This window comes from Chryseobacterium sp. Tr-659 (assembly GCF_011752975.1).
Classification (GTDB): Bacteria; Bacteroidota; Bacteroidia; order Flavobacteriales; family Weeksellaceae; genus Chryseobacterium.
This window is the reverse complement of record NZ_VWWP01000002.1, coordinates 277,399-301,556: the sequence shown is the minus strand read 5'-3', so window position 1 is coordinate 301,556 and position 24,158 is coordinate 277,399. Positions and strand designations below refer to the sequence as shown.

Sequence of the window (24,158 nt, the reverse complement as noted above, 5' to 3'; positions counted from 1 at the left end):
AAATGAAAAGACTATCATACACCCTTCTATTTGCGTCCGGATTAGCTTTCGGGCAGTTTTTTGAAAAGGATAAGGTTTTTACCAAACAGGATACTTTGAAAGGTTCGAATACCGAATTCAGAGCTTTCTGGGATGTTAAAAAATATGATCTTTCCGTAGAACCGGATTTTGAGAAGAAAAGTATTAAAGGAAACAACAAGATCAGTTTTGAAATCATAAAAGATGTTGTGAATCCTGTTTTTCAGATAGACCTTCAACAGCCCATGAAAGCTGATCAGGTAGTAGGAAGCTTCCCTGTTGCAAGTTATAAGCAGGATGGCGACTTCATTTTTGTCACATCCAATAAAAAGTTTAAAAAGGGAGAAAAATATACTCTTGATGTAACCTATTCCGGAAATCCTCACATTGCTCAGAATGCGCCGTGGGATGGCGGATGGGTATTCACCAAAGATGAAAAAGGAAATCCCTGGATGAGTGTTGCCGATGAAGGAATTGGGGCGTCAATCTGGCTTCCAACCAAAGATATCTGGAGTGATGAGCCTGATAATGGGATTATTATGAAAATCATCACCCCGAATGACCTTGTAGGGGTTGGAAACGGAAGGCTTATTGAGAAGAAAACCAATGGTTCGAAAACAACATACACATGGCAGGTAAAAAGTCCTATTAATGCCTATTCTATTATTCCCAACATTGGCAAATATGTGAATTTCAAAGATACTTTTGACGGTGAAAAAGGCAAACTGGATCTGGATTACTGGGTACTTGATTATAATTTAGAAAAGGCAAAAAAACAGTTTCAACAGGTAAAACCTATGCTTTCTGCATTTGAATACTGGTTCGGGCCTTATCCTTTCTATGCCGATTCCTACAAGCTTGTTGATTCTCCTTATTTAGGAATGGAGCATCAAAGCAATGTTGCCTATGGAAACGGTTATCAGAATGGTTATCGCGGAAGGGATTTATCCGGTACCGGCGTTGGACTGAAATGGGATTACATTATCATTCATGAAAGCGGACACGAATGGTTTGCCAACAATATCACAGCAAAAGATCAGGCAGATATGTGGATTCACGAAAGTTTCACCATGTATTCAGAGGTTCTTTTTACTGAAAAATATCTGGATAAAAAATCCGCAGACACCTATTTAATAGGCCTTAGAAATATCATTGACAATGATGTCCCGATTATCGGAAAATACGGCGTAAGAAATGAAGGCAGCGGTGATATGTATCCGAAAGGCGCCAATATGATTCATACGATCAGACAGGTAATCAATAATGATGAAAAATTCAGGCAGATTTTAAGAGGACTGAACAAAGATTTCTACCATCAGACTGTTACTACTCAGGAAATTGAAAATTATATTTCATCAAAATCAGGAATTGACTTCTCAAGTATCTTCGATCAATATCTGAGAACGATAAAGATCCCTACTCTTGAATATACGCAGAACGGGGATACATTAAAATTCCGTTATACGGATGTGGTAAAAAACCTGAAATTACCTATAATCATTAATAATAACCAGACCATTAACCCAACAGAAGAATGGCAGACGGTGAAACTTAATAAGAATACTCCGGTAGAGTTTAATAACAACTATTATATCAACTATAAGAATGTTCAGTAAATAAAGCAAAAGGCAAATTCGCGGATCCACGAATTTGCCTTTTCTCTTTTCATCTGAAATTTTAAGAAAAGTTTAATATTTTACCCGTAACAAAATGACAAAAAAAACAACTATTTAACTATAAATGTAAACCTAATGAGAAAAACAGTACTTAGCCTGGGAATTTTTGCCGCTTTTTTAGCAAATGCTCAGTCTATTAAAACCACCATTGATCTTGTCAATGTAAAAGATGATAAAGTAGCCGTTACCATGGAATTTCCGAAAATGAAATCCGGGGATGTTAAATTTCACTTCCCTAAAACGGTTCCCGGCACTTATTCTGTAGACGACTATGGAAGGTTCATCGAAGGAATTAAATTTTATGACAATAAAGGTAAAGAGCTTACATATACAAAAGTAAATGACAATACATATTCATTGAAAAACGCTCAGAATCTTTCCAAAATTTCTTATCTGGTGAATGACAGCTTTGATGAAGAAACAGATACTTCAAAACATAAAGCTGTATTTTCTCCGTCAGGAACAGATATTGAGGCAGGAAAGGTGTACATGATCAATACTCATGGGTTTATCGGATATATTGATAATATGCAGGATGTTCCTTATCAGCTGATCGTACAAAAGCCAACTGATTTTTATGGAACAACAGCTCTGGTAGATCAGGACAAATCTGATGCTACGGATACCTATACACTGGCTAATTATGCTAAAGTAACCGATTCTCCGCTAATGTACACTAAGCCTGACTACATCACCTTTAATGCCGGAGGAATGGATCTTGTATTAGGCGTATATTCTCCAACCGGAAAATACAAAGCTGCAGATTTCAAAGACAATCTGGAAAAAATGGTTATTGCTCAGAAGAAATTCCTTGGGGATATGAACACCAATAAAAAGTATGCAATCATGCTTTATCTTTCAGGCGGTGACGGACCTAAAGTTAAAGGTTTCGGAGCACTGGAACACCACGAATCCACAAGTGTAGTACTTCCTGAAGCAATGCCGAAGGACGCTATTGACAACACCATAACAGATGTGGTTTCCCACGAATTTTTCCATACGGTAAATCCTTTGAAAACCCATTCTGAAGAGATTCATTATTTCGATTATGCAGATCCTAAAATGTCTCAGCATCTATGGATGTATGAAGGAGGAACAGAGTATTTCGCCAATCTATTCCAGATCCAGGAAGGATTGATCAATAAAGACCAGTTCCTTGAAAGAATAGGTGAAAAAATTGCCAACTCCAAGAGCTATGATGATACAATGCCATTCACAGTAATGAGTAAAAATGTATTACAGGAGCCTTACAAAGATCAGTACAGAAACGTTTACGAGAAAGGAGCTCTTTTAGCCATGTGCCTTGATATTGAATTGAGAAAACTTTCCAATGGAGAAATGGGATATCGAGATATGATCAGAAAACTGTCTCAAAGATTCGGAGAAAACAAACCTTTCAAAGATGATAAACTGATTGATGAACTGGTAACAGTAACCGGATATCCGCAGGTAAAAGATTTCTATAATAAATATATCGCCGGAAACCAGCCGACTCCTTATGCAGAGTACCTGAATATGGTAGGTGTAGACATCAAGAAGCAGGAAAGCCACCCTATTTTCTGGTTTATTAAAGACCCTAATCAAACCGGTTTTGATGAAAAAAATAATGCGTTTGCTTTTGATGAAAACTCAGCACTGTCTCCTTTTGCAAAAAGTATTGGATTTAAAATCACCGACCAGGTTCTTGCCTTAGATGGAAAAACAGTAGACATCAAAAAAGTACAGGACTTTATTGGTTATACCCGAACCATAAAAGACGGACAAGAAGTTACGGTAACAATTTTAAGAGATAATGCAGGTAAGAAAGAAAAAATGAACCTTAAAGGGAAAGCTATTCTGGATAAAATGATTAAAGAGACTCCAGTTTTCAAGGATAATCCAACTCCGGCAGAACTGAAGTTGCAAACTCAGTGGCTGACAGGTAAAAAATAAATATAAAAGCGGGGAAATTTCCCCGCTTTTTTGTTTCTGTTATCTTAATGAGAAATGACTATGCTTTTCTGATTGTAATCCTGAACGTACTTCCCTTCCCTATTTCAGTCTGGGAAATTTTGATATCGCCGTTATGATATTCATGGATTACTCTTCTTGCCAATGACAGCCCTAGCCCCCAACCTCTTTTTTTGGTTGAATATCCCGGATTGAAAGCGCTTCTGGCTTGCTGCTTGGTCATTCCGCTTCCTGTGTCTTTTACTTCGATCAAAAGATTTTTATTTCTTTCAAAAACAGACAATGTTATGGAGCCTTCTCCCTTCATAGCATCTACTGCATTTTTTACCAGGTTTTCAATCACCCAGCTCATCAGAATTTTGTTATGGGGAACCAGCAATGTATAGGTTGGAAGGTGCAGTGTAAAATTGATTTTTCTGGAAATTCTTGTCTTCAGATAGTCATAATTTTCCTGAATGGTTTCATTGAAATCCATATCATTCAGTTCGGGAACTGAGCCTATTTTTGAAAATCTTTCAGAAATCGTTCTCAGCCTTTCAATATCTTTCTCAATTTCATGCACTCCCTCTGATTCCGGATTATCCAGTTTCATAATCTCCATCCAGCCAATCATTGAAGACAAAGGCGTTCCGATCTGATGCGCAGTTTCTTTAGCCAAACCAGCCCAAAGATAGCCTTCATCCGTTTTTTTAATCGTTTTGAAAAACCAAAAGGAAAAACCGAAATACAGCAGAATAAACAATCCTAAAATATAAGGCGAATACTGAAGGTTATTAAGCAACCGAGAATTATCATAATACACAAACTGATTATTCCCGTCCGGCACTTTGATCTCAATGGGAACATAGTTTTTCTCCATATTCCGAATCAGGTCCTGCAGCTTTTCGGGATCTTTAATTGTACTTTCAGGAATGTTTCTGTAATACCCCAGATCGAGAATAGGATTTTTGTACTTATCCGTCACAATAAACGGAATGGTATTATTGATATTAAGGATATCCGGAAGAAGATCCAGAACATCGGTATCCGGAGTTTTTACTTCCTGCTGGATCCTTATCGCCTTAGAAAGCAAACTGATCCTTTTAATTTCTTCTTTTCTGAGGAAGTTAATAAGTGAGGTGGAAGCTACTACAATGGCAATTACCAAAGTAGTCATGACAACAAAAATGATCCAGTTATTCAGTCTGGAAAGAATGGATTTCCTCAAAGTTATTCTATTTTAAAACATTCAGAATTTTCTGCAGCTCTGTACTTCCGCTTCCCTGATAGTTGTTAATAATGATTGAAAACACATATTTTTTACCATCTTTAGCCGTGTGGTAGCCTGCAAAAGATTTTGTGTCCCTCATGGTTCCGCTCTTCATTTTCATGCCGTTATCCTGAACCGGAAACCCATCATAATATGCTTCAAACCAGGATTGTTTTTTAGCATATAGAAGCGCCTGTACTTCCGCTTTTGCAGCAACATAATTTTGAGGAGAAAGCCCGCTTCCGTCAGCAAAATTGATCATATTTGAATTGATACCTTTGGATTTCCAGAATTCTTTCAGATAGGAAACTCCGCTTTTGAAGCTTGGATCTCCTTTTTTTTCTTTTCCTAAGGTTTTAATCAATGTTTCTCCGTACAGGTTGATACTTTTTCTCAGAAACCAATATATGATCTTATCCAGTGTTGGAGACTGATAAGTCATGATTATATTGTTTTTTGAGGGTTGTAATGCCTGTTTCCCTTCTATTTCAAGCTGAGAATTTGTTACTGCTTTTCCGGACAGCTCAATTCCCGATTCTTTCAGCCATTGTTTCACTTCTGCTGCCAGCTGCAAAGGAGGATCAGGAGTCGCCCCCGAAACAGTAACCGTTTTTCCTCCCGGAAGCATTCCGTTAATCAAGGCTACATTAGAATGAGGTGCTGTGAAGATGAGACTTTGATCCGAGCTTCCTCCGGATTTAAGATCATTAAGCCACTTTACATTTTCCAACGGATAAGAAAAGCTTTTAAAGTCTGTTCCGTTAATATTGATATCAAATTGATTTTCCCTCCAGTTGATTCCCCATACACCGGCTCCATAATAGTTTCCGAGATCATCCCATGGCCAGCCTCCGGGAATTGTCTGATGATCAAAATAAGAGTCATCAATAACCAGATCACCTGCTATCTTTGTAATTCCTGAGTTTTTAACAGCTTCTATCAGTTTCTTTTTAAAACTTTCGGGCTTATAAGCATCATACCGCCAGCTTCCTAGCGTAGGATCTCCGTTGGAACTGATCAACAGATTTCCGTTCAGCGTACCTCCGGAAATATTTCCTGAATAACCTGATGTGGTGGTATATGTATAATTTTTGCCTAATGTTTCCAATGCTGCACCAGCTGTAAATATCTTCTGTGTAGAAGCCGTGGAAAGTCCTTTACTTCCCTGATATTCATAAATAAAATTACCGTTTTCATCAGATACATAAAATGATAAACTGGAAGAAACGGCTCCCGAAGAATCCATAAGATCCCTGGTAGCTTTGTCTAATTTCTGGGCCAGATTCTGAGCGGCAACCATCTGTACAGAAAACGTGAGAACTGCAAGTGTTTTTTTCATTGCATCGTTGTTTATTCAAATATAAAAAAGATTTTCGTTAAAGCTTACGAATTAAAGAAGGCTTCCCGCCTCTATTTCATAAGGTTCTTTATCTTTTTCAAAAACCCTTGTCAGCTCACTTCCTTCAACGGTAATATGATCGCCTTTTCTTCTGATCCAGTTTCCTTCTCTTAGTCCTACCACTTTAGTATCATTCTGGGTAAGGAATTCCTGAATACGTGTTTCTCTTGTTTCTCCATTGTGTTTCAAATCCGGATTCGGATCAAGGTAATGCGGATTCAGATTAAACGGAACCAGCCCCATACAGTCAAAGCTTGGTGGATAGACAATAGGCATATCATTCGTTGTTTTCATGTTCTGCCCTCCTATATTGCTTCCTGCACTGCATCCAAGGTATGCTTTTCCATTTTCAACATTTTCTTTCAAAACAGACATTAATCCTTCTTCGTGTAATGTTTTTACCAGTAAAAAAGTATTTCCTCCTCCTGTAAAATAACCTTTTGCCTGATTCAGAGCTTCAGCTTTATTTTCAAATTCGTGGAGTCCTTTCACTTTAATATTGATGGTTTCAAAGAAAGAACGTGCTTTTGCCGTATAATCATCATGGGAAATACCTCCGGGTCTTGCAAAAGGAACAAACACAATTTCGTCAATTCCATTATATAATTGAACTAATTCTTCTCTTAAGTATTCCAGATATTCGCCGCCGAAAAGTGTGGATGTTGATGCTAATATGATATTCATATGAATTATATTGATTATAAAAAAGTGAATTACAAAGATAAACTCAAACCTCAACGAATCAAAAATTAAACTAAAAAAAACATTCTATCCGTTAATATTTTCTAAAAAAACCTAAAGCTTCTAAAATTTGGGCTTTTATGGAATTATTCTTGAATTTCAACAAATCAGAATTTTAAAATATAAGAATATGAAAATGGCGACAGTTAATATTAAAAATTTATTTCTGGGATTATTCCTTGTTGGAAGTGCAGGTTTTGTAAGTGCACAAACTACCCAGACAGACAGTACCAGTAATACAGCGAATACAGCTGCTACAACTCAGGCAACCAATCCGGCTATTGAAGCTCTGAAAAAACAGGTTGCTGCTAATCCTAAGGATACGGAATCATTGGCCAAACTGGCAACTGCTTATCAGGAAGCTTCAGACTGGACGAATGCCATTGATACTTGGAAAAAGATATCCGCTTTATTACCGGATTGGGCACCTTCTTATTACAGCCAGGCGTATGCCTACCAATCTGCTAAAGATGATGCCAACGCAAAACTTGCTTATGAAAAGTATATTGCAACGGTAAAACCGGAAGAAGTAGAGCAAAATAAGAAAAATCTGGCTTACGCCTATTTCTACATTGCTTTTGCAGAGCAGCAAAGTGATCCTGCCAAAGCGAAAGAGCATATTGCAAAATCCATACAGTATGATCCTACCAATCAGGATGCAGTAAAGCTAAGCAAAGCTTTAAATTCATAACATAACAGCCGGAAATTTTCCGGCTTTTTTATTGGAGCTTTTTAAAATAACAAAAGTCATTCTATAATCCAACGTCAATCATCTTGATCTCCATTTAATCAATCATCTTTCCGAAAAAGTCTATTTCACCGTGCAAATGCCGGATGATTTTTTCAATATTGCGTTGAATGCTTGCTTCCGTTTTCAGATTATTGATATAACGAATCAGCTCATGCCTTCTTGAAGGAATCAGGCTTTCAAAATTAGCAGATGCAAGACTACTTTCCCTGATCGCTTTTTCTAATTGTGGATGAATGGAAATACTTCTGTCCGCATCATCATATTCCAATACAACTTCTATGGTCTCTCCTATTCTTTTGGGGGAGTTTTTAAGCATCGTGAGGTTAATATACAACCTCCATTCTCCTAAATATTTCATCAGGTTCTGGGTAAACTCTTTTCCATTCACTGTCCCTTTCACCGGAACCGGGCTCTTATTTCTTCCTGAATCTCTAAAAATCTTCTCCAAAACTTCTTCCGGAATAAAAACAAAAGGATTGATTCCGATAATTTCCAAGGCTGCTGTGAAACTGTTGTCTTTCATGGATATTGAATAATTGAATTGATCGTTACAAAAATAAATTTCAGATTCAGAACAACCAAAATTTATTTCCTGTAAACTTTACATTCAAACACTTCGTCATTTATAACTCAATTAAATCACTTATCTTTGCGGAAATAAATCTATTTAACAAAATGAAATTTTTTATTGACACAGCTAATTTAGAGCAAATCAAGGAAGCTAAAGATCTTGGAATTTTAGATGGTGTAACTACCAACCCTTCATTAATGGCTAAGGAAGGTATTCAGGGAGCTGAAGCCATCAAAAACCACTACAAAACGATCTGCGAACTTGTAGACGGAGATATTTCTGCAGAAGTTCTTTCTACAACTTATGAAGAGATGATTAAAGAAGGAGATGAATTGGCTGCAATCCACCCGAATATTGTAGTAAAGATCCCGATGATCAAAGACGGTATCAAAGCTTTAAAATATTTTTCTGATAAAGGAATCAAAACCAACTGTACATTAATTTTTTCTGCAGGACAAGCTCTTTTGGCAGCAAAAGCCGGAGCAACTTATGTTTCTCCATTCTTAGGAAGATTGGATGATATTTCTACAGACGGATTAAACCTTATCCAGGAAATCAGATTAATTTTCGATAACTATATGTTCGAAACTGAAATTTTAGCAGCATCTATCCGCCACTCTATGCACATCATCGACTGTGCTAAAATCGGGGCTGATGTAATTACATCTCCACTGCCTCCGATCTTGAGCTTATTAAAGCACCCATTAACTGACAGCGGATTGGCTCAGTTTATTGCAGATTCTCAGAAATTAGCATAAGAACAGAAAGTCATTTCAGATATACAGTCCCGGAACATCAATTCCGGGATTTTTTGTTTGTATATCTGTTGAGTTAAAGTTTATATCCAATATCTGATTTAACAACTTCCTGTTCCCTGAATCAAAAGAAAAAAGGCCATGAAAAAATACATCCTTTTATGTACGTTATTTTCTTTTGTTTACGGGTTTTCTCAAAACATTGTCTTTTCAAAGGAAAAACTGGAAGAGCTCAATAAGTTCAATCTCGACAATAAAAGCCGTGCTTTTATTATTTATCAGAACGGCCATATTATTAATGAAAAGTATTTCGGAACAAAGATCATCGATAAACAGCCATTTGATCAGAATTCGATCTGGTATTGGGCATCTGCAGGAAAATCACTTACCGCTGTTCTCATCGGAATAGCCCAGCAGGAACATCTGCTGAACATCAATGATCCCGTTTCTAAGTATCTGGGAAAATGGACAGGACTGGAAAAAAAAGATGAGGATAAGATTACCATTAAAAATCTTCTTACTATGACTTCAGGGCTTGATTATACTCAGGATCAGAAATGTGAATCTCCAAACTGTTTTATGTTTAAAAACCCGGCAGGAAGTTTTTGGTATTATGATACTTCTGCCTATTCTCAACTGGCCAAAGTAATAGAAAAAGTAAGCCATACAAGCATCGACTTGTATACTTCTGAAAAACTTTCAGGTTCCGGAATTTCAGGAAAATGGATTCCTTTTGAGGGCGGCTTAGTGTTTTCAAGTAATGCAAAAACCTTTTTACAATTCGGAAAACTTGTATTGAATAAAGGAAGACTTGACGGGAAAACCTATTATCAATATGACAGCTATTTTCAACAGATGACCAATACTTCCCAAGACCTCAATCTGTCTTATGGCTATTTATGGTGGCTTAACGGAAAAGGCGGTATCAGGGTTCCTGGTTTTGAGAGGGCTTTCAACCAGTCATTGGTTCCGGATGCTCCCATAGATATGTTTTGTGCCTTGGGCAAAAACGGTCAGATTCTGGATGTTGTTCCCAGTAAAGATTTAATCATCATCAGAATGGGTGAAAATCCTAATTTATCGAGCAGCATGATAAAGTTCCACCGGGAATTATGGGATAAAATTCTGAAATAAAAAATGTCTGAAAAACAGTTTTCAGACATTTTTTACTCTTTTATTTCAACAGATCCAGTTCGATAATATTATTTTCCTTTTTAAGATCGTTTTTCTGTTTGGCTTCCCTAGCCTTTTCTACAGTGTTACGGTCTACCGTTTTTCCTGAATCGTCTATCTCTTGAATAATTACTCCCTGGGCAAGCATTTGTCTTTCTCCTTTCATCGGATCAGCAAGATAATCTTTAAATGCTTTCTTATATTTTGTTTCATTTACTGTAATCAGAGGGTTAAACCTTTCTTTTTCTTTGGAGCTTTTCCATTCGTATCCACCGGGAAGCTTCTTATTTCCTTTTAATTCGAATGAATGGCTTCTGGTAGCATCTTCTAGTTTTACAATCAACCCTGGAAGTCCCGAAAATTTATATGGTCCATCCTGAATAGGAAGATCTGTTGTAAACCATGCGGTCCATTTTCTGCCTGCAAAATTACAAATCGCCTTCTGCGCTGTAAACGCCCCTATCTTTTCTTTATCCTGAAGAATTTTCCATTCCTGCTTTCTGCTGTCCTGTACCATATATTCGTCAGCTGCCAGATTATTGAAAAAATTCACAGCATAATCAGGATACATTTTTTCCACACTATACCGTATTTTACCTTTGAATTTGATTCCGCTGAAATTTAATTCTGTACTTCCCGCCTGAAACTGTTTTTCCATAGCTGCTCTCATCAGAGAATCCGATTCAAAGTTATCTTTACTGTAAAATTTTGATCCTTTTGGAGCAACATCAAGAAGCATGATCTCTGTTTCCGGCTTATCTTTGGCGGTAGAATCAATTACATATTTATACTCATAAATAAATCTTTGATTCTGAGCATGAGTCATCATAACAGATATGAGACTGAAAAAAATAATCAATTTTTTCATGGTTAGTTTTAATTTTCGTCTATAAATAGATTTTTAATTCTTCGGTTTAAAGATACACAATAAAAAAACAGAAGATTATGAATAACCCTCTGTTTTTTATCAACTGGAACCTGTTTATTATTATTTGTACAGATCCGGTTCTATTTTATTGTTATCTTTTAACTGATCTTCTTTTGCTTTTTTTTCAATAGCTTTATACAGTTCATTTACATCCATATTTTTCCCATCCTGATTTTTAATACTTATAGTACCTCCTGCGGGAAGAGTACTCATGGTTTGTTTCATGTCTTTTGTAGGATCAAGAAGATAATCTTTCCAGGCTTTTTTAAACTGTTTCTTGCTTATTTCGATTTCTTTACCTCCAACACCAATGATAGTGAGTCCCGGTATTTGAGTATCTTCTTCTGATGCGGCTACAGTTTTTTTGTTACCGATTAAAGTCATAACATGGGATCCTGTTTTATCTTCAATTTTAACGATAAGCCCGGGCAGTCCATAAAATTTATACGGACCATCCTGAAATAGGATATCTGTGGTAAACCATGCAGTCCAGCTTCTGCCGCCATAATTGGTGGTTGCTTTTTGGGTATTATACTCACCGATCTTTTCTTTTTCCGGTAAAATTTTCCATTCAGGCTTTTGATCCTCGGGCATCTTATAACTTGTCTGTCCTATCCTTTCAGAAAAAGAAACGGTATACTCAGGATACTTTTTTGTAACGGTTGAATTAATTGTTCCGGGTTTTGAACTTCTCTTAAAGTTTGCACTCATTCCTGATTTCATTTGCTTGGCAATATCTGCTTTCATAGTTGAATCAGCAACAAACTTTTCATGGCTGTAATATTTGGATCCGTTTTTATCAATATCCAAAAGCATTACATCACTTTTAACATCCGCTTTATTGGTAGAGTCAGAAATATATTTATAGTCATAAAAAAATCTGTTGACTTGAGCATTCAGGAAGACGCTTAAAAAAATCAATATAAGCAAATAACCTTTTTTCATCATTTATATTTTTTTAGATATTAATTAAAAGGCTTTGTTAATTTAACCTAACAAAGCCTGATAGAGTTTTATTTCTTTGTCTCAATTTTCACTTCACCCTTTTTAAAGTCTCCGTTTTGCTGTTTGTTTACCATAATTCTTGCAATATTAGCAGGTAGTAAGGTATTCACTTCCTCTTTGGATACTTCTTTTCCGTCTATATAGTATTTGTATTTTGTATCATCTCCGCTTATATTGAATTTTTTCACTCCATTCATTGAGATATTTCCATTGCCGTCTTTTTTTATAAAGTCAGCATTCATTACTATCGCCCCTGGGGAAGAGCTGCTGATTTTAATGACGGTTCCATTTTTAAAGTCCTGAGCTTCCATTCTGACTTTTTCATTTTCAAGTCTTATTCTATCGCCTTCTTTTCTTATTCTTTCACCTTCTTTTCTTATCCTGTCTCCTTCCATCCTTATTTTATCGCCTTCAATTCTGGCTCGGTCTCCCTCTCTTCTTATTCTATCTCCCTCTGCTCTTGCTTTTTCACCTTCAATTCTGGCTCGATCTCCATCTCTTCTTATTCTATCCCCCTCTGCTCTTGCTTTTTCACCTTCAATTCTGGCTCGGTCTCCCTCTGCTCTTGCTTTCTCGCCTTCTATTCTAGCCTTTTCGCCTTCTATTCTGGCTTTTGCACCCTCACGCCTTGCCTTTTCGCCCTCTTTCATTGCTTTTTTGGCTTCCTTTATTGCTTTGCGAACTTCTTCTTTTTCAGCAGGGCTTAAATCTCTGTAATCAACCGTACCATTTTTAAAATAAAATACTTTAGGGGATTTTGGCGCTCCGGGAGCTGATGGAATTTCAGGAATATCAATATCGAATTCAGGAATATCCGGTATTTTAATTTCCATATTATCAAGTGCTTTCATCTGCTGTTTCCAGTCAAAAGAATTAAAATAGTTGTTAAGGTTTTTTGTCACATCCATTGCATAATTCGCTTTAGATGCTTCTTCACCTGCAATTCTTCCTATCTCTGCTGCAAGCACATTTATTTCTTCGATCTTTTTATTAAAAGCTTTGCTACCAGGTTCCAGCTTTTTCAATGCTTCTCCTTTTTTCTTAATTTTCATATCAATCTCCGTCATTCTTTTCTGACTGTCAGATGATTTAGGAGTAGGTTCCTGGATTTCTTCCTGTGCTGTTTTTTCAGGTCTTACGGTATCTTTTTGAATTTGGGCAACGGCCTTTTCAATATGAAGATTGGTTTCTTCAATCTCTCTGTTTTTAGCATTCACCAGATAAGCAAAAGCTACTGAGAATAAAACCGGTAATGCAAGAATTCTACGCGCATATCCGAATTGGGTTTTGGGTTTTTGTAACATCTTAAGTCTTTTTTTAAGGTTTGAACTTAGAAACGGACTGGCAGCAGGCAACTGTGTTCCGGAAAAGTGGCTTGCTAAAAGCATCTGCGCAAATGCTTTGGTGTCCGAATGTTTTACGGCTTTTTTATCAGCCAGATATTCATGAATTAGATTAATTTCTCTTTTAATGATATGAAAGAACGGGTTGAACCAGAAAACAGAAGTAATAATCTCGATAAGGATCTTATCAAAAGAGTGTTTTTGTTCAATATGGACCATTTCATGCTTTAAAATCTGTTTTCCAAGATCAGAATTCAGTGTAATTGCATTCTTCCAGAAAAGATTTTTAAAATAGGAAAAGGGAGCTTCGTTAAGGTCTGTACGATAGAAGTTAATTCCGTCAAAACTTTCTTTCTGAAACTGTTTTTTAAACTGCTGGATTTTGAAGATTCCATAGATCAGCTTCCCTAAAAAATAGAGAGAAACCAGTCCCAGAGTTGAAAAAATAATGTTAAAATAAAGGTTGCCATTGTCTGTATTTTTTTCTGTATTAAAATTCTGAATCTTGTCAAGAAGCATATATACATCACTATTCACCTCTATCGTAAAATCATCTACTCTGATAAGAGGCAGCAATAATGAAATCAGTATTGCAGCCAACAGATAAAATCTGTTATAATGATGGAATGTCTTGTCTTTTAAAGACAACTGATAATACAAAAACATTACACCTGAACATACAATTGTTTTTCCAAAGTATAAAAGTATTGCTTCCATAGCTGTTAATCTTTCTTTTTGAGTTCATCCAATAACATTTCAAGATCCTGTACTGTCATTTCATTTTTTTCTACCAGAAACGAAACAGCACTTTTATAAGAACCTTTAAAATAATTTTTCACAAGACTTTTCATCGTCTTTCCTGAGTATTGTTCTTTTGAAATCAGCGGGAAATACTCATGTTGTCTTCCGTGTATATGATAATCTACAAATTCTTTATCCTTCAATACTTTTAAAATTGTAGAAACAGTGTTGGTATGCGGTTTGGGTTCAGGGAAAAGATCAAGGACATCTTTAAGGAATCCTTTTTCTATTTTCCATACATACTGCATTACCTGTTCTTCTGCTTTGGTTAAGGTTTGAATTTTCATATCCTGTTCATTTATCATTATGGTGATATAAAACCATTAAAATTTCATATCACTAAGAAATTAGTTATACAAATGTAGAAATAAAATTGACTCAAACAACTATTTTTTTAGTGATAAACCAAACAAAACACATAACTACCTGTAAATCAAATGAATAAAATTTATACAAATATATTAAATATGCAATGGAGTAAAATTATCACCTGCTTAATTGGCAGAAAAAGAGTCATTTCAAGTATAAATTCTTAAAACTTGTTAATTTTTATTAAATAAAATTAAAATGAATTTGTTTAAACCGGGAAATTATATTTATTTTAGTGCTTTAAAAATTTCTCATGAAAAGATATAATTTATTGATTGTACTATTGCTGCTCATTTTTAACGTTACTACAGCACAAAAGAAAAAGTCTCCGGCTGCTGATCTCAGCATACTAAAAGATACGAAATCAAAAATTGAAGCTACCGTTCCATTGGTTATTCAGCATCTTCAGACCATTGCTACTAAAGAAGGAGATAACAATATTGTGAATAACGGTAAAATTGCTTTAGGGAAAGAATATGGTATTTTAGAATCTGAATGGTTCTTATACAGAAACAATATGAAAAACTGTATTCTGAACAATTCTTCCAAGAAAGCGAAAAAGTGTCTGGAATATCATAACAACATGTTGAGAGGCACCATGATCAATTACAACAATTATATTACCAACCTTACCAGAAAAAATGGATACCTTGGTGTGGAAGGGGATACAAAGTTTGATTTCAAACCTGCTGAAACGGCTACCAAACTGAGCGAAGCTTATTTCAATGCGAATGACGCTGCAGGAAGAATGAAAGCCGATCAGAAAAGAGAATTCTTAGGGGAAACGATGTCTGATGACAATAAACTTACTCCTTATTCTCAACTAGCTCAATAATATAAAGATTACCTTAATAATACAAAAAAGAGAACTGCAATGCAGTTCTCTTTTTTATTTAAAGCAAAAAATCTCCGTCAGAAAAAGCAGTTTTGTGGTACTAATCATAAAACCGTTGGGGAAAAAGTAGAAAATAGACGGAGATTTTTTTGCAAATGTTTTACAGACCAAATGTCCTACCCATGGTCTGTAAGAACTCTACAAAAATAGGATTATGTCTTATCCTTGTGAAAGAATAGATGTAGAATTAAGTGAAATTGCTTGTAGAAATAATTCTATGAGAATTAGCATATTGAATAGAATTTCTGATCATCAATATGAATATCTTTCGTTTCAATGGCTTCTTCAAATGAAAAAAGCAGGGAAATTACCTGCTTTTTGTCTCTATTTCCACCAGTGATAATAATTGTGTAATCCATCATATTCAAACCCGCATCGTGGATAGAGTGTGTTCCCGATATCATTCGTCTTTTCAGTTTCCAGCATCAGTCCGCAAGCTCCGGTTTCATCACACCACTTCTTACTTCTGTCAATTAGCGCAACAGAAAGCCCCTTTCCTCTAAAGTCAGGATGAACGAACAGATCACTCAACAGCCATTGTTTCTGCAATCTGGTATAATGGAACAATTTATAAAGCTGTACAAATCCTACTGCTTTGCCCTCTGCTAACGCAAGAAAAATATCAGATTCACTGTTTAAAAAACGTTCTTTAAGAAAAGCTTTTCCCTTTTCAACATCTGATTCCTGTCTGTAAAAAACACGGTAAAGATTGAATAATTCTGCCGTTTCATCAAGATCCTCAAGGCTTGCTTTTTTAATCATGTAATTCATCGTTATTATATTTTAGTTAACATGGCAAAAGTAAACTTAATCAGGACTACTTTTATCCGCCAGATTACGATTATAAAGATAGTCCAGAATTCTATTTATCATCCGTTAAATACCGCATGTTTCGGATTTTATAGCGGGCTGCAACACGAGATCTTTGCAGTACAAAATAAGAGCAATGAAAAATATAAATGATACAATCAAAAATGCGGACTGGCAGTCCGTTACGGAAGACATGCATAAAAACGGATACGCTGTGATACAAAATCTAATATCCGATGAAGAATGTGAATCACTGAAGGCAAGCTATGATCAGTCTGGCTTATACCGTAAAACAGTAGTTATGGCAAGACATCGTTTCGGGCTTGGTGAATATAGATATTTCAATTATCCTTTACCAGAGCTCATTCAAACCATACGAACTCATATTTACCCTTATCTTGCTTCTATTGCCAACTCATGGTTTAAGGCATTGCATATAGAAACTCAGTTTCCTTTAAATCATGAAGAATTTTTACGAGAGTGTCATTCTAACGGCCAGCAGAAAGCTACGGTTTTAATATTAAAATATGGAGAGGGCGGTTTTAATACTTTACATCAGGATTTGTATGGAGATATTTATTTTCCGATTCAGGTCGTATTGATGCTCAGTGAACCGGATCTGGATTTTACGGGCGGTGAGTTTGTACTTACCCGGCAGGTTCCGAGAGCTCAGTCCAAAGCGATTGTCTTAAAGCCCAAAAAAGGAGATATTCTCATTTTCACAACACAGTTTAAACCCGAAAAAGGAACTAAAGGATATTACAGAGTTCATATGAAACACGGGATAAGTGAAGTCATAAAGGGAAGTCGATATGCTTTGGGGATTATTTTCCACGATGCAGTAAGCTAAAATTTAAAAATATGATTCAACATTCTCAGATATCAAACTTAATACTCAGAAGCAAGATCAAAAACCGGGAAATCTGTTTTGGAGGAAATAAAAACCTGAAGATTTACGGATTACTCAGCTGCCGATCCGGTAAAAGAATGAAAAGAGAAAACAGAGTATTCTTTACAGATGAACAAGAAGCTTTACGATATCACTATCGCCCTTGCGGACATTGTATACGAAGTAAATATTTACAATGGAAAGAATCTTCTAATCAAGATTTCAAAAATAATATGTAACATTTTTTTGACTAATGCATCTAAATGTTAAACAAATATAAAATGAAAAATTTAAGGAGTTATATCTGTGTGTTTTTACTTTTTATGGCGACAAAAAATAATGCTCAAGAATTTGAAGTTACGGTAACCGGTAAGGGTAAACCGGTCTTATTGTTTCCGGGATTTGCCTGTACAGCAGAAGTCTATAAAGGAATAGTTAATGAACTTTCAAGCCATTATGAAGTACATTCTTTTACTTTTGCAGGTTTTGGAAAAGTTCCACCTATCACATTTCCCTGGCTTCCTAAAATAAAGGACGCTCTGCAGGTATACATACAAAAAAATCATATTAACAAACCTGTAATTATTGGTCATAGCTTAGGAGGAGTATTAGGCTTATGGCTGACCGCAGAAGAACCTAAAGCATACTCAAAATTAATTGTAATAGATGCATTACCTGCAACAGGAGCCATAATGATGCCTAATTATAAGTCTGAGAATATAACATACGAAAATCCACATAATAAAAAGATAATTGAAATGAATACCCGGGATTTTACAAATATGGCTAAGCAAATGGTACAGTCTATGAGCCTTAATAAAGAGGTACATCAGCAGTTGACTGACTGGATGGTAATGAGTGACAGGTCAACATTTGTTTATGGGTACACAGACTTTTTAAAATTAGATCTTCGGGATAAGCTTGCTGATATAACTATTCCTGTGAGTATTTATGCGGCAACCTATCCTTTTGGTATGGAAGTAAAACAAACCAATTATAAAACACAATACGCAAACCTAAAAAACTATACATTAAATTTCGCAGAAAATTCAGGGCATTTCATTATGTATGATAAGCCAGAATGGTTTTTAAAACAAATAAAGTCTGAACTGAGTATAAAATGACACCTGAGCAACAATTTGAAGAGATCTATAATGAAAATTATCATGCTGTAATCAGTCTTTGCCTCGGCTATGTAAATGGTAATAAAAATTTGGCACAAGACCTTACACAGGAAGTTTTTATTAAAGTTTGGCAGAATTTGAAAAGCTTCAGAAATGAAGCCAGTATATCGACATGGATTTATCGTATTACGGTAAACACTTGCTTTCAACAATTGAGAAAGAAGCAATTCCCGCCTATAACAATTGAGGAGATACCGGATGAAACGGAGGAGGAAAAAGTAAAAACCGAAATGCGCTACCAAAGTATGTACCATTGCATTGATCTCCTGTCGGATACGAATAAGAATATTGTTCTATTAGAATTACAGGACGTTCCGCAAAAAGAAATTTCAAATATTACAGGAATCTCTTATGAAGCGCTAAGAATCAGGCTTCATAGAATCAAAAATCAACTAGCAAAATGTATAAAAAAATGAGTCACTTTAACGAAATGAAATCTGCCTGGGAGCAAAGAAATATCCCTGAAATCCCCAAAGATGGTTATAAAGGCATCATCAAGGATAGTCTTCATTTGAAGAGAAAACAAATGACCATACAGGTAGTACTGGGTGTAACCATAGTGGTTTTACTTCTCTTTATGTTTCGTATTTCGGCTTTTGATAAAGACAGGTCTACTTTGGGAATGCTCTTAATGATCGGAAGCCTGGTACTCAGGGTCTCTATAGAGCTTTTTTCCAGAGTTCAATTCAAAAGTTTGGTACCAACGTTACAATTTAAGGAGTATAGCGAAAAAATATTGATTTTTTATAAATCCAGACTAATGATTCATTATCTGATAACACCCGTTTTATTCATTATATATATTATAGGCTTTATTATCATGCTTCCTATTTTTAAATCAACCCTATCCCATGGCTTTTATAGTTATATCATTTTTTCTTCCGTATTCATATTTATTTTTCTGACGCTGCTTATCATAATTCACGTAAAGAACGAAATAAGGATAATAAACAAAATGAAAAATAATATGAACGAATAATATCTCCTGGTGAGAACAAATTGTTTCTATATAAAAAGCAGACAAGCCGAACACTGTTTCAAGAAGTAGGCAAAATTTACAATTAAACAAATAGTATGAAAAAAATCTTTTTACTGGTTATATCTATTATTATATTTGGATTAGCCTACATCTCGTTAACATCCTGCAATAAAGATGAGGATGAATCACCACCATCTAATAAAACCGTAAAATATGAGCTAAAAGGAAATTATACGGGACGAATTTTTGTTGCATTTACAGATCAAAACGGAAGCACCGTAAATGAAATTGTTTCTTCTTTACCATGGAACAAAGAAATTACAGTTAAAAGCAGCGTTATTGCTGTAGGAATAGGGGGGCAGACATCGGCACCTTATTATGGAGCAGTTGGTCAAACAGTAACAGCCAATCTATATGTTGAAAACCAAGTAAAACAATCAGGAACTGCAACAGCCGATACAAATGGGGTTATTGTACTGCCTAATCTGGCTTCTTCTCTTCAATAATAAGATATAAGACAGAACAAATTCATAGTCGGAAGAAAAACCTTCCGACTCTTTTATTTTTCTATGAAAATTTAATAAAAATTATTTCTGACTTACAGCTATTGGGTTTATTCATAATTTACAATAAATATCCCAAAAATAAAAAAAGAGAAGCAATATAACATTGCTTCTCTCGTTGAGTAGCGGGAACCGGACTCGAACCGATGACCTTCGGGTTATGAGCCCGACGAGCTACCTACTGCTCCATCCCGCGGTGTATTTTTAGAGTGCCTACCGAAAGCACTTGCTTAGTAGCGGGAACCGGACTCGAACCGATGACCTTCGGGTTATGAGCCCGACGAGCTACCTACTGCTCCATCCCGCGGTGTATTTTTAGAGTGCTTACCGAAAGCACTTACTTAGTAGCGGGAACCGGACTCGAACCGATGACCTTCGGGTTATGAGCCCGACGAGCTACCTACTGCTCCATCCCGCGATATTGGATTGCAAAGGTACGAATATTTTTTACAAATCCTAATTTTTCTTTTAAATAAAGGACTTTTATAAAAACTATTTTATTATTTGTATCTTTGTTTTATGGCAAAGATATTAAAAATTTACCCTGAAAACCCACAAGAAAATCTTGTAAATGAGGTTATTAAAACATTAAATAACGGCGGGCTTATCATCTACCCTTCAGATACGATTTATGCACTAGGCTGCAATATTTTTGATATTAAAGCCATGGAAAAACTGGCCCAGCTCAAAAAAATGAAGCTGGAGAAAGCTAAATTCTCAATAATCTGTAATGATCTGAGCCATCTTTCTGACTTTACAAGACCTATTGAAACATCAGTTTTCAGATTTCTGAAAAGTCATCTTCCGGGGCCGTTTACGTTTATCCTTGAAGCCAACAAAAGCCTGCCTTTAGCTTATAAAGGTCATAAAACCATTGGTATTCGTGTCCCTGATCACCCGATTCCACAGCTTATTGTTGAAAAACTGGGCCATCCTATCGCTTCAACATCCATTAAGGATGATGATGAAATCATTGAATATTCCACAGATCCGGAGCTGATTGCAGAAAAATATGATCACCTGGTAGATATTGTTATTGATTCAGGATATGGAGATAATGTAGCGTCTACTATCGTAGATCTTACTTCAGGAGAGCCGGAAATTATCCGTCAGGGGAAAGGAATTATTTAATTCAAGGTTTAAAGATTGAAACATTTGAATTATGGGGATTAATGGGAAATATTCTGCAGGGATTCTGCTTATATTTTTACTTTTGGCGGCAATCATGCTTTATATCTTTCCTTTGATCAGTATCATTACCGGAACAACCGGAATTACAGCCAACACCTTCTTTTTAAGCAGACTTGTTATTTGGATCGTTTTAGGAATACTGTTTTTATATAGTCTCTTTATTGAAAAAGGCTCTTTTTTACTTAGAAAAGAAAAGAAATATTCAATAATGTTTTATATAAAGGCGGTTATATGCTTATATCTTATTTGTATTCTTGGGGGTGCTTTTCTGAATCTCCTTATTCACCTTCTCATTCATGAGAAAACGAGCGATAAGCTTTTGGGGCTTTCTTTCCTTTTTAAAAACAATTATTTTTTAATTATTTTTACATGTCTTACAGCAGGCGCTGTGGAAGAGCTTTTAATGCGGGGATATATACAGCCCAGAATTGAGAAGATATATAACAGTCCCATTTCAGGAGTACTTGTTTCAGCTTTATTATTTGGAGTTCTTCACAGCACTTACGGAACCATAGGCCAGGTTGTAGTACCTTTCTTTATTGGAGTCGTCTTTGCTGCATTTTATAAATTATATTCGAATATTAAAATTTTGATCATCTGCCATTTTATGATTGACTTTGTGTCTTTGATGCTCATGAATTTTATTGATATTAAACACTTATCTGTATTTTAACATTATGAAAATTATAACATCTCCTGCAAAATTAATGAACGTGGAAAACTCAACAGATCTGTTGAAAGCTACTACACCGAAATTCATTGAAGATGCAGCATTTATACAATCTTATTTAAAAGAGAAATCCCCAAAGTATCTCTCTGAGCTGATGGAAATATCAACCAAACTTGCTGACGAGAACTGGGAAAGAAACCAAAGATGGAAAGCCAGACCTACGGCAAAGGAATCTGCACCGGCTATGTTTGCCTTTACCGGTGAAGTCTACAGAGGATTGGATGCCAAAACTCTTGACAAAAGTGCCATAGATTATCTGCAAAAAAATTACAGAATGCTTTCCGGGTTGTATGGTCTTTTGAAACCTTCTGATAAAGTGATGCTTTACAGACTGGAAATGGGACGCCCGTTTGAGTTCGAAAATTATAAAAATCTATATGAATTCTGGAGAGAAAAAATTACTGAACAGCTGAATTCTGAAATGAAAAAAGGGGAAATTCTCCTTCATCTTGCCAGTAACGAATATGGAAAAGTAATTGACAGAAAAAAGCTGAATCATAAAGTGATTGATTTTGACTTCTATGAATTAAAAGACGGAAAGCTGAAAACCATAGTGGTATACACCAAACATGCGAGAGGCCTTGTGGTGAGATTCTGTGCAGAAACCCATGCTAAAACCCTGAATGACGTAAAAGCATTCAATTATGAAGGGTACAGAATTGATGAAGAGAAGTCTACGGATACAAACCTGGTTTTTACAAGATAAATGACGATATCAGCATTTAAAAAATATTTCAAAACAGAACTTTCCGACCTTTATACTGAGTCGGAAAGCACTTTTTTATCTTCTTTATTCCTTCATAAAATTGTAGGACTTGATAATTTTCAGCAAAGAAGGTTTTCTGAACAGGAGCTTCTGACAGATGATCAAAAGCAGCTTTCTCATTTTATTTCCGAACTAAAGACCGGAAAACCTTATCAGCAGATCCTGGGAGAAACCGAATTTTACGGAATGAAATTCTTTGTGGATGAAAATGTCCTGATTCCACGTCCTGAAACGGAAGAATTACTGGAAATGGCTATTCGCAACATTCAAAGTTTAAAGCTTAAAATTCAAGGTTTAAAGATTTTGGATATAGGAACCGGAAGTGGAATCATTCCATTGGTATTAAAGAAACATTTTCCGGAAGCCCAGGTTACCTCTATAGATTATTCTGAGAAAGCTTTGAAAACAGCCCGCAGAAATGCTGATTATCATCAATTAAAAGTACAGTTTATTCATGCTGATTATCTTAGTTTTGAGCTGACTGAAAATTATGATGTCATCATTTCAAATCCACCATATATTGGTATGGAAGAGGAGGTTGAAATTGCAGATTCCGTAAAGGAATTTGAACCCAAAATGGCTCTTTTCTCCCCTACCTCTGATGCATTGATCTTTTACAGAAAAATTGCGGAAGACTCCGGAAAATATTTGAAAACTGAAGGACTTCTTTTTTTAGAAATCAATCAGAAATTAGGTCCGCAAACTTTGGAGCTCTATTCTGATTTTTCTGATGCTCAACTATTGAAAGACCTGTCTGAAAATGACAGATTCATTTACGGAAAAAAGTAGTAAGCATCTATATTCCTCTATAACCTCCTGATTAATAAACCAAAACCTCCTCAAGACGAGAGTCAACCACTAAAAACATAACAACCATGGAAATCAGATCATATGAGATTAACTCTATAAAAGCTGCAGAAATAATTTCCGACACCATCATTATCCAATCTGCGCAGGACGGATTGGATCTTATGGGAAATATGTATTATCAGGGATTTGATAAAGTGATTCTTCATGAGAAAAATATTACTCCTGAATTTTTTGATCTGAAAACCAAAATAGCTGGTGAAATTCTTCAGAAATTTTCCAATTACCGTATCGGACTCGCTATTGTGGGTGACTTCAGTAAATATGAAAGCAAAAGCATGAGGGATTTTATTTTTGAAAGCAATAAAACAAGACATATAAATTTTGTAGAAACAGTAGAAAAAGCGTTGGAAAATTTTTCAAACTAATCTATTTTTCAATTTGTTATATAAAAAATGGAAAAATTCATAGTATTTTCTCTGATATCCCATCCTCAAAGAAATTCATTTTTAGGAATTTCTAATAAAACACTCTAATTCAAACATTAAAAATAATCTCGATAATTTATTAATTATATAAAAATTTAAATTAAAACATGTTAATTAAATTAAAAAA

General features: G+C 35.5%; 26 protein-coding genes and 3 tRNA genes. 17 read left to right on the top strand and 12 right to left on the bottom strand.

Annotated elements, in window-relative coordinates; translation table 11 throughout:
• Positions 1–2: 2 nt before the first annotated feature.
• Together F3J23_RS05570 and F3J23_RS05565 are read left to right on the top strand one after the other, a co-directional pair.
• A complete protein-coding gene (locus tag F3J23_RS05570; RefSeq protein WP_167025384.1) occupies positions 3–1,634 on the top strand; it encodes a M1 family metallopeptidase in 1,632 nt (543 codons plus the stop codon).
• A gap of 135 nt (positions 1,635–1,769) precedes the next feature.
• Entirely contained in the window at positions 1,770–3,626 is a 1,857-nt protein-coding gene (locus F3J23_RS05565; protein WP_167025382.1) for a PDZ domain-containing protein, read from the top strand.
• 58 nt (positions 3,627–3,684) lie between these two features.
• On the opposite strand, the gene F3J23_RS05560 is transcribed toward F3J23_RS05565, so the two are convergent.
• Genes F3J23_RS05560 through pepE form a run of 3 tightly spaced genes read right to left on the bottom strand, consistent with a single transcriptional unit; the run spans position 3,685 to position 6,976 of the window.
• Complete coding sequence (locus tag F3J23_RS05560; RefSeq protein WP_167025380.1) at positions 3,685–4,851, bottom strand: sensor histidine kinase; 1,167 nt, start codon at positions 4,849–4,851, stop codon at positions 3,685–3,687.
• A gap of 7 nt (positions 4,852–4,858) precedes the next feature.
• Entirely contained in the window at positions 4,859–6,232 is a 1,374-nt protein-coding gene (gene dacB / locus F3J23_RS05555) for a D-alanyl-D-alanine carboxypeptidase/D-alanyl-D-alanine-endopeptidase (protein WP_167025378.1), read from the bottom strand.
• 51 nt (positions 6,233–6,283) lie between these two features.
• Entirely contained in the window at positions 6,284–6,976 is a 693-nt protein-coding gene (pepE, locus tag F3J23_RS05550) for a dipeptidase PepE (RefSeq protein WP_167025376.1), read from the bottom strand.
• Positions 6,977–7,163: 187 nt separating this feature from the next.
• Here pepE and F3J23_RS05545 point away from each other — a divergent pair, with 187 nt between their 5' ends.
• Positions 7,164–7,724: a tetratricopeptide repeat protein gene (locus F3J23_RS05545; RefSeq protein ID WP_167025373.1), complete on the top strand. Its 561-nt coding sequence runs from the start codon at positions 7,164–7,166 to the stop codon at positions 7,722–7,724.
• 94 nt (positions 7,725–7,818) lie between these two features.
• Here F3J23_RS05545 and F3J23_RS05540 read toward each other — a convergent pair whose 3' ends face one another.
• Positions 7,819–8,307, bottom strand: coding sequence for a YdeI/OmpD-associated family protein (locus tag F3J23_RS05540; RefSeq protein WP_167025370.1), 489 nt, complete (start codon positions 8,305–8,307; stop codon positions 7,819–7,821).
• 152 nt (positions 8,308–8,459) lie between these two features.
• Between F3J23_RS05540 and fsa the strand changes: the two genes are divergently transcribed.
• Together fsa and F3J23_RS05530 are read left to right on the top strand one after the other, a co-directional pair.
• A complete protein-coding gene (gene fsa, locus F3J23_RS05535; RefSeq protein ID WP_167025367.1) occupies positions 8,460–9,113 on the top strand; it encodes a fructose-6-phosphate aldolase in 654 nt (217 codons plus the stop codon).
• A gap of 138 nt (positions 9,114–9,251) precedes the next feature.
• On the top strand, positions 9,252–10,244 hold the full coding sequence (locus F3J23_RS05530) for a serine hydrolase domain-containing protein (RefSeq protein WP_167025364.1): 993 nt from the start codon (positions 9,252–9,254) through the stop codon (positions 10,242–10,244).
• Positions 10,245–10,284: 40 nt separating this feature from the next.
• Here F3J23_RS05530 and F3J23_RS05525 read toward each other — a convergent pair whose 3' ends face one another.
• The 4 genes from F3J23_RS05525 to F3J23_RS05510 form a co-directional block, all read right to left on the bottom strand.
• A complete protein-coding gene (locus F3J23_RS05525; protein ID WP_167025361.1) occupies positions 10,285–11,151 on the bottom strand; it encodes a GLPGLI family protein in 867 nt (288 codons plus the stop codon).
• Between the two features lie 120 nt (positions 11,152–11,271).
• Complete coding sequence (locus F3J23_RS05520) at positions 11,272–12,159, bottom strand: GLPGLI family protein (RefSeq protein ID WP_228455272.1); 888 nt, start codon at positions 12,157–12,159, stop codon at positions 11,272–11,274.
• A gap of 65 nt (positions 12,160–12,224) precedes the next feature.
• A complete protein-coding gene (locus F3J23_RS05515; RefSeq protein ID WP_167025358.1) occupies positions 12,225–14,276 on the bottom strand; it encodes a M56 family metallopeptidase in 2,052 nt (683 codons plus the stop codon).
• A 5-nt stretch (positions 14,277–14,281) separates the two neighbouring features.
• Positions 14,282–14,647 (bottom strand): BlaI/MecI/CopY family transcriptional regulator, encoded by a 366-nt coding sequence (locus tag F3J23_RS05510; RefSeq protein ID WP_167025355.1) that lies wholly within the window; start codon positions 14,645–14,647, stop codon positions 14,282–14,284.
• Positions 14,648–14,982: 335 nt separating this feature from the next.
• On the opposite strand from F3J23_RS05510, the gene F3J23_RS05505 reads away from it, so the two are divergent.
• Positions 14,983–15,564: a hypothetical protein gene (locus F3J23_RS05505; protein WP_167025352.1), complete on the top strand. Its 582-nt coding sequence runs from the start codon at positions 14,983–14,985 to the stop codon at positions 15,562–15,564.
• A 384-nt stretch (positions 15,565–15,948) separates the two neighbouring features.
• Here F3J23_RS05505 and F3J23_RS05500 read toward each other — a convergent pair whose 3' ends face one another.
• Entirely contained in the window at positions 15,949–16,395 is a 447-nt protein-coding gene (locus F3J23_RS05500; protein ID WP_167025350.1) for a GNAT family N-acetyltransferase, read from the bottom strand.
• 175 nt (positions 16,396–16,570) lie between these two features.
• Here F3J23_RS05500 and F3J23_RS05495 point away from each other — a divergent pair, with 175 nt between their 5' ends.
• From F3J23_RS05495 to F3J23_RS05470, 6 genes are all read left to right on the top strand, one after another.
• Entirely contained in the window at positions 16,571–17,284 is a 714-nt protein-coding gene (locus F3J23_RS05495) for a 2OG-Fe(II) oxygenase (protein WP_167025347.1), read from the top strand.
• A gap of 11 nt (positions 17,285–17,295) precedes the next feature.
• Positions 17,296–17,562, top strand: coding sequence for an Ada metal-binding domain-containing protein (locus F3J23_RS05490; protein WP_167025344.1), 267 nt, complete (start codon positions 17,296–17,298; stop codon positions 17,560–17,562).
• A gap of 42 nt (positions 17,563–17,604) precedes the next feature.
• Complete coding sequence (locus F3J23_RS05485; RefSeq protein WP_167025341.1) at positions 17,605–18,447, top strand: alpha/beta fold hydrolase; 843 nt, start codon at positions 17,605–17,607, stop codon at positions 18,445–18,447.
• Positions 18,444–18,923, top strand: a complete 480-nt coding sequence (locus F3J23_RS05480) for an RNA polymerase sigma factor (RefSeq protein WP_167025338.1) — start codon at positions 18,444–18,446, stop codon at positions 18,921–18,923. The genes F3J23_RS05485 and F3J23_RS05480 overlap by 4 nt, the downstream gene beginning before the upstream one ends.
• Positions 18,920–19,486 (top strand): hypothetical protein, encoded by a 567-nt coding sequence (locus tag F3J23_RS05475; protein WP_167025336.1) that lies wholly within the window; start codon positions 18,920–18,922, stop codon positions 19,484–19,486. Before F3J23_RS05480 ends, F3J23_RS05475 begins: the two co-directional genes overlap by 4 nt.
• Before the next feature lie 95 nt (positions 19,487–19,581).
• The gene (locus F3J23_RS05470; RefSeq protein WP_167025333.1) at positions 19,582–19,992 is read left to right on the top strand and encodes an MmpS family transport accessory protein; all 411 of its coding nucleotides are present in this window, start codon (positions 19,582–19,584) and stop codon (positions 19,990–19,992) included.
• Between the two features lie 180 nt (positions 19,993–20,172).
• Here the strand turns inward: F3J23_RS05470 and F3J23_RS05465 are convergent.
• From F3J23_RS05465 to F3J23_RS05455, 3 genes are all read right to left on the bottom strand, one after another.
• Positions 20,173–20,245: transfer RNA gene (locus tag F3J23_RS05465), tRNA-Met, on the bottom strand.
• Between the two features lie 38 nt (positions 20,246–20,283).
• Positions 20,284–20,356: transfer RNA gene (locus F3J23_RS05460), tRNA-Met, on the bottom strand.
• Positions 20,357–20,394: 38 nt separating this feature from the next.
• Positions 20,395–20,467 (bottom strand) — tRNA-Met (locus F3J23_RS05455).
• Positions 20,468–20,568: 101 nt separating this feature from the next.
• On the opposite strand from F3J23_RS05455, the gene F3J23_RS05450 reads away from it, so the two are divergent.
• From F3J23_RS05450 to F3J23_RS05430, 5 genes are all read left to right on the top strand, one after another.
• Positions 20,569–21,180: an L-threonylcarbamoyladenylate synthase gene (locus F3J23_RS05450; protein WP_167025330.1), complete on the top strand. Its 612-nt coding sequence runs from the start codon at positions 20,569–20,571 to the stop codon at positions 21,178–21,180.
• Positions 21,181–21,211: 31 nt separating this feature from the next.
• A complete protein-coding gene (locus tag F3J23_RS05445) occupies positions 21,212–21,913 on the top strand; it encodes a CPBP family intramembrane glutamic endopeptidase (RefSeq protein ID WP_167025327.1) in 702 nt (233 codons plus the stop codon).
• 4 nt (positions 21,914–21,917) lie between these two features.
• Complete coding sequence (gene yaaA, locus F3J23_RS05440) at positions 21,918–22,676, top strand: peroxide stress protein YaaA (protein WP_167025324.1); 759 nt, start codon at positions 21,918–21,920, stop codon at positions 22,674–22,676.
• Positions 22,677–23,525: a peptide chain release factor N(5)-glutamine methyltransferase gene (prmC, locus tag F3J23_RS05435; RefSeq protein WP_167025321.1), complete on the top strand. Its 849-nt coding sequence runs from the start codon at positions 22,677–22,679 to the stop codon at positions 23,523–23,525.
• A gap of 86 nt (positions 23,526–23,611) precedes the next feature.
• Positions 23,612–23,971 carry a DUF4180 domain-containing protein gene (locus tag F3J23_RS05430; RefSeq protein WP_167025318.1) on the top strand — a complete coding sequence of 120 codons (360 nt, stop codon included), beginning with the start codon at positions 23,612–23,614 and terminating at the stop codon, positions 23,969–23,971.
• Positions 23,972–24,158: the final 187 nt, after the last annotated feature.

Bases quoted from the DNA above. Each gene is read 5' to 3' on its own strand.
- pepE (WP_167025376.1), bottom strand. From the start codon at position 6,976: ATGAATATCATATTAGCATCAACATCCACACTTTTCGGCGGCGAATAT.
- F3J23_RS05520 (WP_228455272.1), bottom strand. From the start codon at position 12,159: ATGATGAAAAAAGGTTATTTGCTTATATTGATTTTTTTAAGCGTCTTC.
- dacB (WP_167025378.1), bottom strand. From the start codon at position 6,232: ATGAAAAAAACACTTGCAGTTCTCACGTTTTCTGTACAGATGGTTGCC.
- F3J23_RS05430 (WP_167025318.1), top strand. From the start codon at position 23,612: ATGGAAATCAGATCATATGAGATTAACTCTATAAAAGCTGCAGAAATA.
- F3J23_RS05505 (WP_167025352.1), top strand. From the start codon at position 14,983: ATGAAAAGATATAATTTATTGATTGTACTATTGCTGCTCATTTTTAAC.
- F3J23_RS05475 (WP_167025336.1), top strand. From the start codon at position 18,920: ATGAGTCACTTTAACGAAATGAAATCTGCCTGGGAGCAAAGAAATATC.
- fsa (WP_167025367.1), top strand. From the start codon at position 8,460: ATGAAATTTTTTATTGACACAGCTAATTTAGAGCAAATCAAGGAAGCT.
- F3J23_RS05545 (WP_167025373.1), top strand. From the start codon at position 7,164: ATGAAAATGGCGACAGTTAATATTAAAAATTTATTTCTGGGATTATTC.
- F3J23_RS05445 (WP_167025327.1), top strand. From the start codon at position 21,212: ATGGGGATTAATGGGAAATATTCTGCAGGGATTCTGCTTATATTTTTA.
- F3J23_RS05530 (WP_167025364.1), top strand. From the start codon at position 9,252: ATGAAAAAATACATCCTTTTATGTACGTTATTTTCTTTTGTTTACGGG.
- F3J23_RS05500 (WP_167025350.1), bottom strand. From the start codon at position 16,395: ATGAATTACATGATTAAAAAAGCAAGCCTTGAGGATCTTGATGAAACG.
- F3J23_RS05470 (WP_167025333.1), top strand. From the start codon at position 19,582: ATGAAAAAAATCTTTTTACTGGTTATATCTATTATTATATTTGGATTA.
- F3J23_RS05510 (WP_167025355.1), bottom strand. From the start codon at position 14,647: ATGAAAATTCAAACCTTAACCAAAGCAGAAGAACAGGTAATGCAGTAT.
- F3J23_RS05495 (WP_167025347.1), top strand. From the start codon at position 16,571: ATGAAAAATATAAATGATACAATCAAAAATGCGGACTGGCAGTCCGTT.
- yaaA (WP_167025324.1), top strand. From the start codon at position 21,918: ATGAAAATTATAACATCTCCTGCAAAATTAATGAACGTGGAAAACTCA.
- F3J23_RS05565 (WP_167025382.1), top strand. From the start codon at position 1,770: ATGAGAAAAACAGTACTTAGCCTGGGAATTTTTGCCGCTTTTTTAGCA.
- F3J23_RS05570 (WP_167025384.1), top strand. From the start codon at position 3: ATGAAAAGACTATCATACACCCTTCTATTTGCGTCCGGATTAGCTTTC.
- F3J23_RS05515 (WP_167025358.1), bottom strand. From the start codon at position 14,276: ATGGAAGCAATACTTTTATACTTTGGAAAAACAATTGTATGTTCAGGT.
- F3J23_RS05540 (WP_167025370.1), bottom strand. From the start codon at position 8,307: ATGAAAGACAACAGTTTCACAGCAGCCTTGGAAATTATCGGAATCAAT.
- F3J23_RS05485 (WP_167025341.1), top strand. From the start codon at position 17,605: ATGAAAAATTTAAGGAGTTATATCTGTGTGTTTTTACTTTTTATGGCG.
- F3J23_RS05490 (WP_167025344.1), top strand. From the start codon at position 17,296: ATGATTCAACATTCTCAGATATCAAACTTAATACTCAGAAGCAAGATC.
- F3J23_RS05525 (WP_167025361.1), bottom strand. From the start codon at position 11,151: ATGAAAAAATTGATTATTTTTTTCAGTCTCATATCTGTTATGATGACT.
- F3J23_RS05480 (WP_167025338.1), top strand. From the start codon at position 18,444: ATGACACCTGAGCAACAATTTGAAGAGATCTATAATGAAAATTATCAT.
- F3J23_RS05450 (WP_167025330.1), top strand. From the start codon at position 20,569: ATGGCAAAGATATTAAAAATTTACCCTGAAAACCCACAAGAAAATCTT.
- prmC (WP_167025321.1), top strand. From the start codon at position 22,677: ATGACGATATCAGCATTTAAAAAATATTTCAAAACAGAACTTTCCGAC.